At 76.1% G+C, this 11,959-nt stretch carries 13 protein-coding genes and 1 pseudogene; 7 read left to right on the plus strand and 7 right to left on the minus strand.

Features of this window, described 5'->3' with window-relative positions:
- Positions 1 to 82 precede the first annotated feature (82 nt).
- Positions 83 to 511, plus strand: a complete 429-nt coding sequence (locus BLT72_RS12470) for an SRPBCC family protein (RefSeq protein WP_091413187.1) — start codon at positions 83 to 85, stop codon at positions 509 to 511.
- Here the strand turns inward: BLT72_RS12470 and BLT72_RS12475 are convergent.
- The 3 genes from BLT72_RS12475 to BLT72_RS12485 are packed head-to-tail and all read right to left on the minus strand — an operon-like array spanning position 501 to position 2,852.
- The gene (locus BLT72_RS12475) at positions 501 to 1,619 is read right to left on the minus strand and encodes a DUF2332 domain-containing protein (RefSeq protein ID WP_091413188.1); all 1,119 of its coding nucleotides are present in this window, start codon (positions 1,617 to 1,619) and stop codon (positions 501 to 503) included. The two genes, BLT72_RS12470 and BLT72_RS12475, sit on opposite strands and share 11 nt — an antisense overlap.
- Positions 1,619 to 2,275, minus strand: a complete 657-nt coding sequence (locus tag BLT72_RS12480; protein ID WP_091413189.1) for a hypothetical protein — start codon at positions 2,273 to 2,275, stop codon at positions 1,619 to 1,621. Before BLT72_RS12480 ends, BLT72_RS12475 begins: the two co-directional genes overlap by 1 nt.
- Positions 2,259 to 2,852: a M48 metallopeptidase family protein gene (locus BLT72_RS12485; RefSeq protein WP_091413190.1), complete on the minus strand. Its 594-nt coding sequence runs from the start codon at positions 2,850 to 2,852 to the stop codon at positions 2,259 to 2,261. Before BLT72_RS12485 ends, BLT72_RS12480 begins: the two co-directional genes overlap by 17 nt.
- Before the next feature lie 562 nt (positions 2,853 to 3,414).
- Between BLT72_RS12485 and BLT72_RS22520 the strand changes: the two genes are divergently transcribed.
- The 3 genes from BLT72_RS22520 to BLT72_RS12500 all read left to right on the plus strand — a co-directional run bounded on the left by BLT72_RS22520 (position 3,415) and on the right by BLT72_RS12500 (position 6,019).
- Entirely contained in the window at positions 3,415 to 3,573 is a 159-nt protein-coding gene (locus BLT72_RS22520; protein ID WP_091413191.1) for a DUF5679 domain-containing protein, read from the plus strand.
- 188 nt (positions 3,574 to 3,761) lie between these two features.
- Positions 3,762 to 4,706, plus strand: coding sequence for a hypothetical protein (locus BLT72_RS12495; protein WP_091413192.1), 945 nt, complete (start codon positions 3,762 to 3,764; stop codon positions 4,704 to 4,706).
- Positions 4,703 to 6,019 carry an ABC1 kinase family protein gene (locus BLT72_RS12500; protein ID WP_091413193.1) on the plus strand — a complete coding sequence of 439 codons (1,317 nt, stop codon included), beginning with the start codon at positions 4,703 to 4,705 and terminating at the stop codon, positions 6,017 to 6,019. The genes BLT72_RS12495 and BLT72_RS12500 overlap by 4 nt, the downstream gene beginning before the upstream one ends.
- Before the next feature lie 345 nt (positions 6,020 to 6,364).
- Here BLT72_RS12500 and BLT72_RS12505 read toward each other — a convergent pair whose 3' ends face one another.
- The 4 genes from BLT72_RS12505 to BLT72_RS12520 form a co-directional block, all read right to left on the minus strand.
- On the minus strand, positions 6,365 to 6,685 hold the full coding sequence (locus BLT72_RS12505; protein ID WP_172826068.1) for a WhiB family transcriptional regulator: 321 nt from the start codon (positions 6,683 to 6,685) through the stop codon (positions 6,365 to 6,367).
- Positions 6,686 to 6,829: 144 nt separating this feature from the next.
- Positions 6,830 to 7,075, minus strand: a complete 246-nt coding sequence (locus BLT72_RS12510; RefSeq protein WP_091413195.1) for a hypothetical protein — start codon at positions 7,073 to 7,075, stop codon at positions 6,830 to 6,832.
- 157 nt (positions 7,076 to 7,232) lie between these two features.
- Entirely contained in the window at positions 7,233 to 9,362 is a 2,130-nt protein-coding gene (locus BLT72_RS12515) for an ATP-dependent DNA helicase UvrD2 (RefSeq protein WP_091417331.1), read from the minus strand.
- 10 nt (positions 9,363 to 9,372) lie between these two features.
- Positions 9,373 to 10,047 (minus strand): TetR/AcrR family transcriptional regulator, encoded by a 675-nt coding sequence (locus tag BLT72_RS12520; RefSeq protein ID WP_091413196.1) that lies wholly within the window; start codon positions 10,045 to 10,047, stop codon positions 9,373 to 9,375.
- 74 nt (positions 10,048 to 10,121) lie between these two features.
- On the opposite strand from BLT72_RS12520, the gene BLT72_RS12525 reads away from it, so the two are divergent.
- The 3 genes and pseudogenes from BLT72_RS12525 to BLT72_RS23080 all read left to right on the plus strand — a co-directional run bounded on the left by BLT72_RS12525 (position 10,122) and on the right by BLT72_RS23080 (position 11,935).
- Entirely contained in the window at positions 10,122 to 10,976 is an 855-nt protein-coding gene (locus BLT72_RS12525; RefSeq protein WP_091413197.1) for an alpha/beta fold hydrolase, read from the plus strand.
- A gap of 28 nt (positions 10,977 to 11,004) precedes the next feature.
- Entirely contained in the window at positions 11,005 to 11,271 is a 267-nt protein-coding gene (locus BLT72_RS12530; protein WP_091413198.1) for a mycoredoxin, read from the plus strand.
- A gap of 86 nt (positions 11,272 to 11,357) precedes the next feature.
- Positions 11,358 to 11,935, plus strand: a pseudogene (locus BLT72_RS23080) (HAD family hydrolase).
- Positions 11,936 to 11,959 lie beyond the last annotated feature (24 nt).

Here is an 11,959-nt window from a genome sequence, read left to right on the forward strand (position 1 = left end):
GTCCTCCGGCCGGGTCGACCCTGGCCCCGGGTGCCTCGTCGGCCCTAGGGTGCCTGCAACGTCCCGGCCCGGAGGAGCCCGCATGCCCGAAGTCCGCACCAGCCTCTGGACCGCGCTGCCGCCCGACCGGGTGCTCCGCGTGCTCACGGACTTCGGGCCGGCCCGCGCCGAGGCCTGGCCGGGCGTGGACGCGTCGAACCTGACGGTGCACGACAGCGGGCCGGGCTGGGCGGAGGTCACGGAGGGCAACCGGATCGGCTGGGAGCGCGAGCGCTACCACTGGGACGCCGAGGCCGGCACCGTCACCGCCGACACGCTGGCCTCGAACCTGTGGGCGGTGGGCAGCCGCTGGGACTACCGGTTGACCCCGGACCGCGGCGGCACGACCGTCGAGGTCACGCTGCTGCGTCGCGGCAAGGGCGTGAAGGGCGCGCTCGTCGGCGCGCTGCTGCCGCTGGTCGGCGCCCGGATGATCCGCGACGGGCTGACGGGCGCCCTGCTCAAGGGCTGACGCCGGACCGGCCGGGCCGGCCCACCGGGAGCTCCAGCCGCACCGGGACACCGTGGTGGTGCGCGGTGGCGAGCCGCCGCGGCACCGCACCCGCGGCCGCCGACGGGTCCCACAGCGTGCCGGTCAGCACCGGGTGCCCCCCGGCCTCCACGGCCGCGTCGTCGTACTCGAGGCTCACCCGGCCCAGCCGTCGCCGGCGGCCGTGCCCCGCCAGAACCCGCTCGACGGCCGCGACCTCCTCCGGTGACCAGTACAGCCGGGTGACGGAGTGCCAGACCACCGTCAGCACCGCGTCGTCGTCCCGGCCGCTCGCGGCCGGACCCGTCCCCGCCAGCTGCTCCCCCAGCCAGTCCGCGGCGCCGGCGCGGTCGACCCGCACGGGGTGCCGCGCGGCCACCGCGAGCGCTCCCGCGAGCCGGGCGTGCCGGTGCAGGTCGAACGGCCAGACGAAGGACGTCAGCAGCCGCCGGCCCGCCTCGGTGCCGGCGTCGACCGGCGCCACGTCGCAGCCGGCCGGGGCGACCAGCCTGAACGGCGCCGGCGTGAACGCGCCGTCGACGGCGGCGTCCAGCACCACCGGGGAGTCGGCCGGCCCCCAGGCCCAGCCGGGCCCGGTGACGCGGAAGCGGTCCAGCAGCAGGTTCAGCCCGGCGCTGGCCCCGAGCTCGAGCACCCGCAGCTGCCGGCAACCCGTCCGGGCGACCAGGTCGGTGAGCCCGACCAGCAGGGCCGCCGCCCGGCCGACCTCGTTCGTCTGCGGCGCCACCTCCAGCGCGGTGCGGAGCTCGGGGACGTGCGCGGCGACGACCTCCCTCATCACCGGCCACACCGTCGAGGGCGGGGCGTCCCCGCCCAGGCAGGCGTACCAGGGCGCCAGCGCATCCGCCCGCCCCTCGAGGACCAGCCGGAAGACCCCGGCCAGCAGCCGCAGCTGGAGCGCGGAGCCCTCCGGCGCGTCCTCGTGGCCCGCGCAGACCTCCCGTACGGGCCCACCGGCCTCCCAGTCGTCGGCCATCGCCCGCATGGCCACGGCGTAGAGGTGCGTCCGGTCGCCGGCGTGGGCGCGGAAGCGCACCGCGAGGGTGGCACCGCGGTCCCAGTCGACCATCAGCGGGGCACGCCGAGCGCGCCCGCGACCCGGAGCAGCTCCCGGGTCTCCTCCCAGCCCTCCAGCCCGGGGTCCAGCCGGGCGAGGGCACCGGGGGTGCGCAGCCGGTGCCAGTCGGGCGCGGTCTGGACGGCCGACCGCCGGGGGGCCGCCGCCGTCAGCCGGGTCCGCAGGTCGGCGGCGTCGAGGTCGAGGTCGAGCGGCAGCAACCAGCTCGCCAGCGGCAGCCGGACGCCCAGCGCGACGACGCCCGGCCCGCCCCGCTCGGGGGCCAGCACGACGTCGCTGCGGTGCAGCACCTTGAAGACCTTCGCCAGGACGAGGCCGGGCAGGTCGGGCGCGTCGCCGGGCACGACCACCAGCTCGTCGACCTCGGCCCGCATCGTCGCGGCGAGCGCCGCCAGCGGCGCACCGGGGAGGTGCAGCGCGCCGGGCCAGAGCAGGTCGGCCGCGTCGGCGTCGCCCGCGATCCCCGACCGCACACCGACGAGGTCGGCGACCACCTCGTAGCTGTCCGCCAGGGCGGCCCGGGCGAGGTCCTGCGGGTCGACGCCCGGCGGCGCGGCGGCCCCGGCACCGTGCCGGGCCAGCACGAGGACCGCGCGGCGGGGCCCCCCGTCAGGCTCCGCGCGCGCACCGTCAGGCTCCGCGAGCACCGTCGGGCTCCTCCACGTCGTCGTCCTCGGCCTCGTCGACGGCCGGGCGGCCCTGCCCGGCGAGGTAGCCCTCGAGGAAGCCCCGCGCCCGGTCCGCGTCGGGGTAGCGGGCCACCAGGCGCCAGAAGGCGGCGGAGTGGGTGGGCTCGACCAGGTGCGCGAGCTCGTGGACCAGCACGTAGTCGACGACCCAGGCGGGCATCGGCTGCAGCCGGTGCGACAGCCGGATCACGCCGGTGGCCGGGGTGCAGGAGCCCCAGCGACGCTGCTGGTTGGTCACCCAGCGGACGTCCGCGGGCCGGGGCGGGGCGCCGGCCGGGGGCGCGAGGTGGCGCGCCGCGAGGTCGGCGGCGCGCGCCCGCAGGTCGGCGTCCCCCCGCGGCGCGGCCGTGCGGGCCTCGCGCGCCAGCACCTTGGCGACCATGGAGTCGACGAAGCTGCGCTCGTCGGCCCGCGACATCCGTTGCGGGATGACCACGACGATGGTGTCGGCCTCCCGGAAGGCCGTCACGGTGCGGGTGCGCCGTCCGCTGCGGCGGACCTCCACCTGCACGGGCGGGGTGGCGGTGGGCTCCATGCGCTCCCCTTCCGGACGGCGGCGTGACGACGGTGCGGCTCGGCGCCCCACGCTACCGCCGGACCGGCGGACGCCGGGCGCGCGGTGGTCGGCCGCCGGCACGGCCGCGCGGGCCCGGCGGGTGTCGAGGCGGTGTCCACACGGTGTCGGGCGGGCGACGACGCCCCCTCCACAGGAGCGCTGGGCGTGGTGCACACGTCGTCCACACGCCTGTCCACAGGCGGTGGACAGCCGGGCCCAGGAGGGGTTTGACGGACCACGGGCCGGGGACTAGCGTTCCCGGAACGAAACCTCCAGATGGTCGGTCCGTTCGCAGGGGAAGGCAAGCGGCGCCGATGTTCCTGGAGGTTTCGTCTGTCCCGGGGGCGTCCACCGCTCCCCGACCCGTGGCCCAGGCCCGGCGTGGCCGAGCGCACGCGGGAGGCCCCTGTCGTATTGTTACCGGCGACCAAGCGATGCAGCCGCGGTCGGGCGACGCGTCCGGGAACGGATGCGACCCTCGGGCGGGCAGCACCGTCTCGTGGACCCCACCCGTCCACGACACATCGAGCAAGGAGAGACCATGGCGGAGACGTACAGCGGTGAGTTCTACTGCGTGAAGTGCAAGGAGAAGCGCGAGGCCTCCGGTGAGGTGCACGTCAACGAGAAGGGCACCCGGATGGCCAAGGCCAAGTGCCCCGTCTGCGGGACGAACCTGAACCGCATCCTCGGCAAGGCCTGATCCACCCAGCTCGACCCGTGCGGCGCCCGGCGCCGCACCCGTGAACCCTGCAGGGGCGGTCCTCCGGACCGCCCCTGCCGCACGTCCGGGGGACGTCGTGGAGCGGGAGCCTCCCCGCCGGGCCGTCCGGGGGGCCTGGCCCTGTGCACGGCCGCCGTCCAGCGCACCGCGACCCGCACACTGCTGGCGTGCCCGGTCCAGCGCCCGTCGATCCCACCCCGGCCGATCCGGCCCCGCGCGCCGCCGGCCCGCGGCTGCGGCCCGGGACGCCCGTGCTGCGCCGGGGCCCGGACGCCGTCCAGGTCGGCCTGCACCCCGGGCGGGCGGTCGTCCTGCACGGCGCCGGACCGCGCGCCCTGCTCCGCCACCTCGACGGCGCCACCGCGCGGGCCCGGCTCGACGAGCACGGCGCGGCTGCCGGACTGAGCCGGGCGGAGGTGGCCGAGGTCCTCGACCGGCTGGCCGTGGCGGGGCTGCTGGAGACGCCCGGTGACCGGGCGCCCGCCCGGGCGGTCCGGCTGGTGGGGACCGGCCAGCTCGGTCAGCGGCTGGCGGAGCTGCTGCTCGAGGCGGGCCTCGACCTCCACCTGGCCGACGCCGCCGACGCGTCAGCCGTGGCCGACGGCGGTCCGCTGCCCCGCTCGAGCGGGGTGGGCAGGCTGCGGCCGGTGGACCACTGGAGCAAGCCCGACGGTGCGCTGCTGCTCACCGTGGTCGTGGTCGACACCGTCGAGGTCGACCGCGTGCTCACCGCGCACCTGCTGCGGACCGACCAGCCGCACCTGGTGCTGCGCAGCAGCGGCACCGGGGTGACCGTCGGTCCCCTCGTGCTGCCCGGTCGCACCGCCTGCGTGCGCTGCACCGACCTGACGCGGCGCGACGCCGACCCGGCCTGGCCGGTGCTGCTGGCCCAGCTGGTGCGGCTGCACCGGCCGGCTCCCGCGGTGCCGGCCGCCTGGGGCGCGGCCGTCGCCGCCGCGCACGTGCTCGCGCACCTCGACGGGGTGGTGCCGGAGTCGGCCGGGGCGACGCTGGACCTCGACGAGGACGACCACCTGGTCCGCTGGCGGGCCTGGCCGCAGCACGCCGGCTGCGGCTGCACTTGGTCCGGCACGACAGAATGGCACGCATGAGCAACGACGACCGGGATCCGCTGGTCCGGTCGTCCCTCCGGCGGGGCGCCCGGCTGGCCTCGTTGCCGCTGGGGGCCGCCGGCCGGGCCACCGTCGGCCTGGGCCGGCGGATCGGCGGGCAGTCCGCCGACCAGGTGAGCGCGTCCCTGCAGCAGGCCGCGGCCGAGCAGCTGTTCCGGGTGCTGGGCGACCTCAAGGGCGGGGCGATGAAGTTCGGGCAGGCGATGAGCCTGTTCGAGGCGGTGCTGCCCGACGACATCGCCGGCCCCTACAGGGAGCAGCTCACCAAGCTGCAGCAGGACGCGCCCCCGATGCCGACGTCGCGCGTGCACGCGGTGCTGCGCCGCGAGCTGGGGGTGGACTGGCGCGACCTCTTCCTCGACTTCGACCCCGCCCCCGCGGCCGCGGCGTCCATCGGCCAGGTGCACCGGGCGACCTGGGCGGACGGCCGTCCCGTGGCGGTCAAGGTGCAGTACCCCGGGGCCGACGAGGCGCTGCGCTCGGACCTGCGGCAGATCCGCCGGCTCTCGAAGCTGTTCGCCCCGCTCGCCGGCGGGATGGACGTCACCCCGCTGGTCGACGAGCTGGTCGAGCGGACCAGCGAGGAGCTCGACTACACCGTGGAGGCCGCGTCGCAGCAGCAGGCGGCCGAGGGCTTCGCGGGCAGCGACGAGTTCGTCGTCCCGCACGTGCTGACCAGCACCTCCAAGGTGATGGTCAGCGAGTGGATCGACGGTGAGCCGCTCTCGGTGGCGGCCGGCCGGGACGAGGCGGAGCGGAACCGCGTCGGGCTGCTCTACGTGCGGTTCCTGTTCGCCGGCCCCAGCCGGGTCGGCCTGCTGCACGCCGACCCGCACCCCGGGAACTTCCGGATCACGCCCGACGGACGGCTCGGGGTGGTCGACTTCGGGCTGGTCTCCCGGCTGCCGGAGGGGCTGCCGCGGGCGATGGGCACCATCCTGCGGATCGCCCGGCAGGGGGATGCGCGGCAGGTCGCCGACCAGCTGCACCGCGAGGGCTTCGTCGCGGCCGACGTCGACGCCGACGACCTGTGGGACTACCTGGCGCCCTTCGTCGAGCCGGCCGCTGTGCCCGAGTTCCAGTTCAACCGGGAGTGGATGCGCGAGCAGTTCCTGCGCGTCCGCGACCTGTCGGCGTCGGGCGGCATGGGGCTGAAGATCAACCTGCCGCCCAGCTACCTGCTCATCCACCGGGTCTGGCTCGGCGGGCTGGCGGTGCTGTCCCAGCTCGGCGTGCGGGCCGCCTTCGTCGACGTCCTCGAGGAGTTCCTGCCCGGCTACGCCGAGGTCTGAGCCCCCGGTCCGCCGCGGCGGCCGGGACGTCGGCCGGGAGCCGGGAGGCGCACCGTCCGGGTCACCACCGCGTGGCACAGCCGCGTCGCGGTCGCAGGACGCCGCAGGGCGGGGCGCCCGGGGTCCACGGTCGACCGCGAGGGTCGCGGCTGTGCCACGGGGTGGTGACCAGGACGGTGCGCCTCCAGCGCAGGTCGGGCGGACCAGCGGCAGTCGGGCTCCGACGGGACGACCAGGCTGGTCCCGGTCCGAAGGGTGCTCACGAGAGGGCCCGGCCGAGCCAGAGCCGCAGCGCGTGGAACACCCGCTCGCCCCGGCTCAGACCGGTCCCCTCGTCGAGGCGCGTCACGCGGCCGCCTCCTTCCCCTGCTGCCGAGCCGCCGCCGGGGCGTAGGGCTCGACGACCGGGTGCTTGCGCGGGCGGCCCCGAGGACGCTTGCGCGCCACGACCACCCCGGCGATGAACAGCTGCCCGCCCCAGACGCCCCAGGGCTCGCGGCGGTCCAGGGCACCGTCCAGGCAGGCCTGCTGCACCGGGCAGCCGATGCAGAGCGCCTTCGCCGCCTCCACGTCGGCCGGGCTCTCCGCGAAGAACACCTCCGGGTCGACCAGGTGGCACGGCAGGGCCCCCGGTCCGTCCGCCACGTCCCACCTCGGTGCCGTCATGAGGGCACCTCCTGTGTCGTTCATGTCTCCCACTGTCTGCTGTGAGCGCCGGCGGTCCCGGTGCTCGGTCTGGGGCGGGAAACACGAAGGCCGTGATTCCCGGTGTTCTGGGATTCACGGCCTGGAGGCGGTCGGTGGGTGGTGCTACACCGGCGGACTGCAGGAGGGAGATCCCGGTCGGGTCGAGTACGTGTGGTCGGTGACCACGGGGGTGACGGCAGCCATGTCGAAGACGGCGATGGCCCCGCCCTGGAAGGACGGCTTGGCGCTGAGGACGCAGATGTCCCCGCGACCCCGCTGATCGGCCGCGGCGCGCCAGCCGTTGCCGGCCTCGAGGACGCGCGAGAGCAGAGCAATCTCACGGGTGCGGGTGGTGGTGGTGCTCTCCATGGGACTCAGCTCCTCTCGAGCGGTCGGGACCGGTGCGGCTACCGGGCGCGGATGATCCCTGGCGGGGTCGAAGATCACACTAGGCGAGGCGCTGAGGGCACGCAACGGTATTAACGATGTCGTCGCCCGTTGTTCCCGTCGGTGTCCTGCGCGGGTCTCAGACCCCGTCGCGGCCGGCCTCGTCGGCCACGATGGCCAGCACCTCGTCGCCGTAGCGCTCGGCCTTGGTGGGGCCCAGGCCCTGCACCTTGATCAGGTCGGCGCGGTTCCGGGGCCGGGCCTCGGCGATGGCGATGAGGGTGGCGTCGGTGAACACCACGAAGGCCGGCACCTTCTGCTCGCTCGACTGCTGCTTGCGCCACTCCTTCAGCAGGGCCATCGTCTTGTCGTCGAAGGTGGCGGGGCAGCTGAGGTGGCGGCCGATCTTGCGCTCGGCCGCGTCGCCGAGCGCCATCCCGCACGAGCGGCAGTGCTGGGAGAGCACCGAGGCCCGGCTGCGGCCGCGGCGGGCCGACGGGCCGGACTGCCCGGCGCGCGCGCTCTCGGGCAGCACCGGGTCGAGGAAGCGCGACGGCTTGCGCGTGCTGCCCCCGCCGTTGCGGGTGCGCGACCAGGAGACGCGCAACGCCGTGCGCGCCCGGGTCACCCCGACGTAGAGCAACCGCCGTTCCTCCTCCACCTGCTCGGGACGGGTGGCCAGCACGAACGGCAGGGAGCCTTCCTGGACCCCGAGCAGGGCGACCGACTCCCACTCCAGGCCCTTCGCCGAGTGCAGGGTGGAGACGGTGACGCCCTGGGCGACGGGCACGTGCTGGGCCTCGGCGCGGGCGTCCAGCTCGGCGGAGACGGCGCGCAGGTCCGGTGGCGCGCCGCCGGCCGGCCGGGCGCTGAGGTCCTCGGCCACCGTGAGCAGGGCGGCGAGGGACTCCCAGCGCTCACGGACGGCGCCGGCGCCCTCGGGCGGCGTCGACGTCCAGCCGAGGCTGCCCAGCACGGCCTTCATCTGGTCGACGGCACTGCCGCCCTCCTGGCCGGTCATCGCCCGCGACTCGGTCCGCAGCGTCAGCAGCGCCTGGCGCACCTCGGGCCGCTCGTAGAAGCGCTCCCCGCCCCGGACCAGGTAGGGCACCTGGCGGTCGGCGAGTGCCTGCTCGATCGCGGGTGACTGGGCGTTGATCCGGAACAGCACCGCCATGTCGCGCCACTCGACGCCGGCCTGCGCGCGGCGCACCAGCCAGTCGGCGATGCCGGCGGCCTCGGCCGCCTCGTCCGGCGCCTCGGCGTACTCGACCTCGGGACCCGGGGGCTGCTGGGCCTGCAGGGTGACGGCGCTGATCCCCCCGGCCTTGACCCCGGCCATGATCTTGTTGGCCGCGCCCACCACCTGCGGCGTCGAGCGGTAGTCCCGGACGAGCTTGACCACGGTCGCGCCGCGGTGCCGGCGGGCGAAGTCGGTGAGGTAGCTGGCCTGCGCGCCGGCGAAGGAGTGGATGGTCTGGGCCGGGTCGCCGACGACGCAGACGTCGCTGCGGTCGCCGCGCCACAGCGTCAGCAGGGCCTCCTGCAGCGGGCTGACGTCCTGGTACTCGTCGACGACGAGGTGGCGGTAGGTGCGCCGGATGGTGTCGGCCACCTCCTCGTGCTCCGACATCAGCGCGGCGGCGCAGAGCAGGATGTCCTCGAAGTCGATCCGGCCGCGGTCCCGCTTGGCCGCCTCGTAGGCCGTGAACACCCGGGCCACCGTCTCCGGGTCGACCGAGGCGATGCTGCGCCCCGCCGCCGCCGCCAGCCGCGGGTAGTCCTCGGCGCTGACGTTGCTGACCTTCGCCCAGGCGACCTCGGAGACCAGGTCCCGGAGCCGCGGGGTGTCGACCCGGACCCGCAGCCGGCTGGCGGCCTCGGCCACCAGCGACATCCGGTTGTCCAGCACCGAGGGCAGCTCCCCGCCGTACACCTGGGGCCAGAAGTACTGCGCCTGACGCAGCGCGGCGGAGTGGAAGGTGCGGGCCTGGACGCCGCGGGCGCCCAGCTGCTGCAGCCGCCCGCGCAGCTCGCCGGCGGCGCGGGTGGTGAAGGTGACGGCCAGCACCGCGGTGGGGTTGTAGACCCCGGTGGCCACGCCGTAGGCGATCCGGTGGGTGATGGCGCGCGTCTTGCCGGTCCCGGCGCCGGCGATCACCGCGACCGGCCCGCCCAGCGTCGTCGCGACCTCGCGCTGCTCGGGGTCCAGCCCCGCCAGCAGGGCCTCGGGGTCGGCGGTCGCGGAGCGGGAGGGAGCGGGTGGCACGACGCCCAGCCTAAGCCGGGTCGCCGACACTTCCGACGTCGTCAACAGCGCCGGCCGTGGTCCCCGGCTCGTCGCGGGCGTGCCCGCGGTAGGTCCCGAGCAGGCGCACGAACCACTCCTGCCAGGCCTGCGGCGTCCACCCCCGCTGGCCGACGAGCTTCAGCCAGACGTCGCGGGAGGTCAGCGTCCACAGCCCGTCGACGACCGCCGCGGGCAGGTCGGGGTCGGCCAGCACCAGCCCGGCGGCGTACCGGACCTCCGCCAGCCGGTTCCGCTCCCGCTCGACCAGCCGGGCGGCGGCGGCGGGGTCACCGACCGCCGCCTCGTCCAGCACCCGCTGGATGCGCGCCGAGCGCTCGTGCGCGCCGCTCAGCCAGCGCGCCGCGGCCCGGGCCCGGGTGTCGAAGTCGCCGTCCGCCATCAGGCGGTACTCGGGCAGGTCCCGCAGCCGGCGCGCCCGGCCGCCCGACAGCGCGGCGTCGATGCAGGCGTCCAGCAGGGTCAGCTTGGAGGCGTGCAGCGCGTAGACGGTCTGCCGGGAGACGCCCGCGTGCTCGGCCACCCGACCCATCGTCGTCGCGACCCAGCCGTCCTCGAGGAACAGCGCCTGCGCGGACGCCAGCACGGTCGCCCGGGTCTGCTGCGAGCGCTCGGCCCGCAGCTCCGAGCTGTAGGTGCGGGCCACGCGATCATCGTAGTTGACATTGATCTTACGCTATGTCCAACCAATGTGCGCACGTCAGTCCCGAGGAGGAGCCCATGGCCGTCACCGCCGACGCCACCACCACGCTGCACGTCCCCACCCGGCTCGGCCGGCTGCAGGTCCAGGTCCGGGGCTCCGGTGACCCGGTCGTGCTCTGGCACAGCATGTTCACCGACTCCGGCAGCTGGCGACGGCTGCTCCCGCTGCTGGCGGGACGGCGCCTGGTGCTCGTCGACGGGCCGTCGGCCGGGGGCAGCGACCCGCTCCGCCGGGCGGTGGACATCGGGACCTGCGCGGCCGCCGCCGAGGACCTGCTGGCCGGGCTGGTCGAGGTGCTCGGCCCCGGGCCGGTGTCCTGGCTGGGCTGCGCCTGGGGCGGCCACGTCAGCCTGCACCTCGCCGCCACGCGGCCCGACCTGGTCCGGGACCTCGTCGCCGTCAGCGCACCGACGCACCCCGTCGGGCCGCGGCTGCGCCGGCTGGCCTCGGTGCTCGTGCCGCTCTACCGGGTCATCGGCCCGCGCGGCCCGGTCCGCCGGGCCATCCTCGACACCCTCTTCACCGAGCGCAGCCGGGCCGCCGACCCGGGAGGCGTCGCGCTCGTCCTCGACCCGCTCGACCGGGCAGCGCGGGCCCCGATGGCGCGGGCCATCCGGACCGCGGTCCTCAACCGGACCGACCTCGCGTGGGCCGCCCGCCGGACGACCTGCCCGGTGCTCCTCGTGACCACCGACGACCGGGGCGAGTGGACCCCGCAGGAGGCGGCGGCCATGGCGGCGCAGATGCCCGACGGCCGCGCGGTGACGATCGCCGGCTCGCGGGTGCTCCCCTCGATCGAGCAGCCGGCGGCCCTCGCGGCCGAGCTCAGGACGTTCTGGGCCGGGCGCGGCGGCGCCCGCGACGGGGAATAGCGTCCCCGTCACCCCGGTTGGAGCAGGCATGAGCAGCTACGAGGCGACCCCCGGCAAGCCGACCATGTTCACGACGAGCTGGTGCGGCTACTGCGCCCGGCTCAAGGGCCAGCTGACGCGGGCCGGCGTCGAGTGGGACGAGGTCGACATCGAGTCCCACCCCGACGCGGCGGACGTCGTCGCCGCGGTCAACGGCGGCAACCAGACCGTGCCGACCCTGCTGTTCTCCGACGGCTCGGCGATGACCAACCCGTCCGCCTCCCAGGTCGAGCGCAAGCTCGCCGAGCTCCGCTGAGCGCCGCAGCCCCGGACGCGTCCGGCCGGCGGGTCAGCACCGTCGTCTTCGACGTCGACGGCTGCCTCCTGGACTCCGCCGACGGCATCGTCGCGGGCTACCGGCACGCGCTCGAGAGCGTCGGGTTCCCCGTGCCGGCCGAGCAGGTGCTGCGCTCGGACCTCGGACCGCCCGTCGGGGTGATCTTCAGCCGGCTCGGGCTGGACGAGGCGACCACCGAGGCCGCCGTCGCCGCCTACCGCCGCTACTACGCCGAGACGGGGTTGGACCAGGCCCGGGTCTACCCGGGGGTGCCCGAGCTGCTCGACGGCCTGACCGCCCGGGGGTCGCCCTGGCCACGGCCACCATGAAGCTGACGCCGACGGCCGAGGCGATCCTCGACCGGCACGGTCTGGGCGACCGGTTCGCCGTCGTCAACGGCACCGACGCCACCCACCACACCAAGGCCGCGACGCTCGACCGCGCCCTCGAGCGGCTCGGCGGCCCGGACCGCTCCGGCGTCTTGATGGTCGGCGACCGGCACACCGACGTCGAGGCCGCGCAGGCCTGCGGGGTCGGCTCGGTCGCGGTGACCTGGGGGTACGGCTCGGTCGCCGAGCTGGCCGCCACCCGGGCCGACCACCTGCTCGACGAGCCGCGGGAGCTGCTCGACCTGGTGGGCTGAGCGCGCCCGTGCCGCGCGGCGCGG

It is taken from the genome of Friedmanniella luteola (genome assembly GCF_900105065.1).
GTDB lineage: Bacteria > Actinomycetota > Actinomycetes > Propionibacteriales > Propionibacteriaceae > Microlunatus > Microlunatus luteolus.

Coding starts and splice junctions, on each gene's coding strand:
- BLT72_RS12470 (WP_091413187.1), top strand. CDS start 83: ATGCCCGAAGTCCGCACCAGCCTCTGGACCGCGCTGCCGCCCGACCGG.
- BLT72_RS12475 (WP_091413188.1), bottom strand. CDS start 1,619: ATGGTCGACTGGGACCGCGGTGCCACCCTCGCGGTGCGCTTCCGCGCC.
- BLT72_RS12485 (WP_091413190.1), bottom strand. CDS start 2,852: ATGGAGCCCACCGCCACCCCGCCCGTGCAGGTGGAGGTCCGCCGCAGC.
- BLT72_RS22520 (WP_091413191.1), top strand. CDS start 3,415: ATGGCGGAGACGTACAGCGGTGAGTTCTACTGCGTGAAGTGCAAGGAG.
- BLT72_RS12500 (WP_091413193.1), top strand. CDS start 4,703: ATGAGCAACGACGACCGGGATCCGCTGGTCCGGTCGTCCCTCCGGCGG.
- BLT72_RS12505 (WP_172826068.1), bottom strand. CDS start 6,685: ATGACGGCACCGAGGTGGGACGTGGCGGACGGACCGGGGGCCCTGCCG.
- BLT72_RS12510 (WP_091413195.1), bottom strand. CDS start 7,075: ATGGAGAGCACCACCACCACCCGCACCCGTGAGATTGCTCTGCTCTCG.
- BLT72_RS12525 (WP_091413197.1), top strand. CDS start 10,122: ATGGCCGTCACCGCCGACGCCACCACCACGCTGCACGTCCCCACCCGG.
- BLT72_RS12530 (WP_091413198.1), top strand. CDS start 11,005: ATGAGCAGCTACGAGGCGACCCCCGGCAAGCCGACCATGTTCACGACG.